This is a genomic window from Arthrobacter sp. Hiyo1 (assembly GCF_001263615.2).
GTDB lineage: Bacteria > Actinomycetota > Actinomycetes > Actinomycetales > Micrococcaceae > Arthrobacter.
The window spans coordinates 79,870-83,198 of sequence record NZ_DF952474.1 but is presented as its reverse complement, the minus strand read 5'-3'; the positions used below and the strand labels follow the sequence as shown (position 1 = coordinate 83,198).

Here is a 3,329-nt window from a genome sequence, read left to right as displayed (position 1 = left end):
GCCGGACGCGCCGGCGGCGGCACATCCGGCAAGGGCAGTTGCAGCCAAGCTGCAGGCTAGCACTCCGGTGATGGCGCGGGTCTTGGTATTCATGCGATGCCTTTCTTCATTGGAAGGATGCGATCCGGATGACGGAAGCAAACGGGTTGGGTCAGGCGCCCACGGAGGCGGCCTGGGCGATGAAGCTTCCGTTTCGCGGCGCAGCTCGAGGGCCTGAGACAACGAGTCATCAATGATGACGTCTTCCCAGCCGACGATCGCACCCTTCGCGACGTCGTTGCGCAGTTCCACGTGGTGGGCCAGGGCCACCGGCAGGGCCCCGGTGGCCACCGAGTGCTTGGCCGAAACCAGCTTGCCCCACACCGTGAATCCGCCTTCGCCGTCGAGGAACTCGCCGGCTTTGAGGTCCTTCTTCGCGGTGGCGACCACGTCGCCGAAGAAACCGACGGGCGCGCCGGTTGCAATTCCCCGGAGCGCCGCATTTGCGATCGACACGTTCAGTTCGAGGCCGACGTAGTGGTACGGGCGGTACAGGGCTGCGTACTGGCCGGTCGGGTCCGGGTGCCACGGATATTCGTTGAAGCAGCCGGAAACGTATGCGTTTGTTGCCTTGACAACGACGAAGACGCCTTCTTGGGTGTTGTGGCTGATCCAGCTGCCATCACGGTTCACGCTGGACATGACATCCACGCTGCCTTCATGGGCGAGCGAGCCCCCGACCTCGTTAGGCCGGCAAATCGTGGCGATCTCCTCGACGTTGCCCGGCGTGAAGCTGAGCCCGGAGTCCGACGGCGCCAGGCCCGCACCGTTGGCGACAGCGGCCATTTCAATTGCCGCCTTCGTGCCGTCCCGGAACGAGGTGTGCATGTACGGGTTGAGCTGCCCGGAGTCCGTGAGCTCCTTCGAGAATTCCCAGTTCTCCCAGACGTTGTCCGGGTTCATCTCGTGGTAGTGCTCCAGGTACTTGGCACCCTTGCCCGCGCAGACAACGTCGAATCCGCTGGTACGCGCCCAGTCAACCAGTTCCATGATGAGGGCCGGCTGGTCGCCGTAGGCCATCGAATATACGACTCCGGCGGCTTCTGCGCGTTTGGCCAGGGCCGGCCCCGCCAACGCGTCAGCCTCAACGGTCACCATGATGATGTGCTTCTTGGTTTCGATGGCGCGCAGGGCGTGCTTGATTCCCACGATCGGGTTGCCGGTGGCTTCCACGATCACGTCAATGTCTACGTCGAACAGTTCGTCGGCGTTGGCCACAATTGCCGTGGTGCGGTCCTTGAGTGCCGTCGCAATGTCCGGGGCGATCTGCTCGGCCGGCCATTCGACAAGGGCGAAAGCGCCTTCCGCGCGCTTCACGTTGATGTCGGCGATGGCCACCACGTGGATCCCGGGAATGTTGTTGGACTGGGCAAGATACATCGTGCCGTAACGCCCGGCACCAATGAGGCCAACCCTGATGGGACGGCCTTCCTGCTCGCGGTCGACAAGGAGTTTGTGAAGGTTCACTGGAGTCTCTCTTCATAGGAGTGCGATGCGAAGGAAACCTGGCCGCCTGAGCGGAGGGACAACTTCTTTGTCGCGTTTTGCGTGAAAACTATCCGGAGTGGAACCGGTTCCACTTTTGTACCACCCGGTGCTAAGCTGTGTCAACGACTCCAAGCCAAGCGCCTTCATGACGATGACGGTGGGCCGCGAGGAGCCGCAGCATAAGACTTATGCCCAATCGATTCCCTCAAGGAGGAGCGGTGAAGAAGGCCCCGACCATTCGCGATGTCGCGGCGACCGCGGGCGTTTCCGTCTCCGTGGTGTCCCGGGTATTGAACCCGGACTCAGGACCAGTGGCACCGGCCAAGCGGCAGGACGTCCTCAGGGTGATCGACGAACTGGGTTACCGTCCCCGGGCCGCGGCCCGCGAACTGAGCGCAGGACACGCGCTCACCATTGGCTTGGTGGTCACTGACCTGTCCAACCCGTTCTTTGCACGCCTCGCTGACCGCATCGTCTGGGAGGCCCGCAGCCACGGGATCCAAGTGGTGTTGATGACGACCCAGGAAGATCCGCACCTGGAAGCCGATTCCCTGGACACACTCCTCGACCGTTCCGTCAGCGGGGTCATAGCAACTCCCACTGGAGGTAACATCGAAAAGTGGGCGCGCCTGCAGGACCTGGGCGTGAATGTGGTGTTCGTTGACCGCACCATCGACGAACTCACCGATGTGGACGTCGTCAGTATCGAGAACTTTGACTCCGCCAAGCGCTCCACGGAATACCTCATTGGCCTCGGCCATACACGGATAGCCCTGGTGACAGGTCCGCGCAGCACGTCGACGGGACGGGCAAGAATCAATGGCTACCGGGCCGCACACGAGGACGCGTCCCTCGCCGTCGATCCGCTCCTGATCCGAGATGTGCCGTTCCGTGGCGACTCGGGCGGAGACGCCGTCGGCTCCCTCCTCGCCATGCCCCAGCCACCAACTGGCCTCATCGTGGCCAACACCGCCCAGGTGCAAAGTTCGGTCAGGCGGCTGGTCCAAGTCGGCATCCGAATCCCGGAGGAACTCTCCGTGATCGTCTTCGATGACAATCCTTGGACCGAACTCATGTCACCGCCGCTCAGCGTGATCAGGCAGCCCCTGGACATGCTCGCAGTACACTCCCTCGAACTGGTGCTGGGCAGGATGCAGGGCAAACTGCCAGACGGCCCCCGCCTCATCGAAGTCAAAGCAGATTTCCTGGCCCGCAGCAGCTGCGCGCCTCTCGCCCAAACCGCTATTCACTAAGGAGAACCCATGCCCGTCATCGTCACCGCCACGTTCACGCCCAAGGAAGGATCGTTCGCCCAGGTCGTCGCCGCCCTGTCCCCTGCCATCGCAGAAGTCCACCAGGAGCCCGGCTGCCTGCTGTACGCCATCCACGACTCACCGAACGGCCAGATCCTCATGATCGAGAAGTGGGAGTCCGCCGAACTGCTCGACGCCCACGGCGACGGCGAACCGGTCAAAAGGCTAAACGCGGCCCTCCACGGTCTCCTTGAACGCCCGGTCGACGTGATGCGCCACGAGCCGATCCTGCGGGAAATCCGGTTCAGGGTACGCTCTAGCATCACGAGACGACGACGGCGGGACGCTCCCGCCGTCGTCGTCTTGCCTAGAGAGCCGCCTTACAGCGCCGACCAGCCGCCGTCGGACGCGAGGATGGCGCCGTTGACGTTGGTGCCGTCGTCGCTGAGCAGGAAGGTGATGGAGGCTGCCAGCTGCGCGGCCGTCGCAGGGTTGGGGACAGCGGCCTGCATGAGCGGACCGAGGCGTTCGGCGGCCAGCTGGGACCCC

Annotated in this window: 2 protein-coding genes and 2 pseudogenes; 2 read left to right on the top strand and 2 right to left on the bottom strand. The window is 63.5% G+C overall.

From position 1 onward, the window contains the following. Positions 1–1,506, bottom strand: a 1,506-nt coding sequence (locus tag AHiyo1_RS17800; RefSeq protein WP_253257433.1) for an NAD(P)H-dependent oxidoreductase, incomplete at its 3' end; no start/stop codon positions are given. 239 nt (positions 1,507–1,745) lie between these two features. Here AHiyo1_RS17800 and AHiyo1_RS17795 point away from each other — a divergent pair. After that, positions 1,746–2,780 (top strand): LacI family DNA-binding transcriptional regulator, encoded by a 1,035-nt coding sequence (locus AHiyo1_RS17795; protein ID WP_059389427.1) that lies wholly within the window; start codon positions 1,746–1,748, stop codon positions 2,778–2,780. Between the two features lie 9 nt (positions 2,781–2,789). Next, positions 2,790–3,100 (top strand): annotated as a pseudogene (locus AHiyo1_RS17790) (putative quinol monooxygenase). Positions 3,101–3,160: 60 nt separating this feature from the next. Here the strand turns inward: AHiyo1_RS17790 and AHiyo1_RS28335 are convergent. After that, a pseudogene (locus tag AHiyo1_RS28335) lies at positions 3,161–3,329 on the bottom strand (short-chain dehydrogenase); the annotation flags it as partial.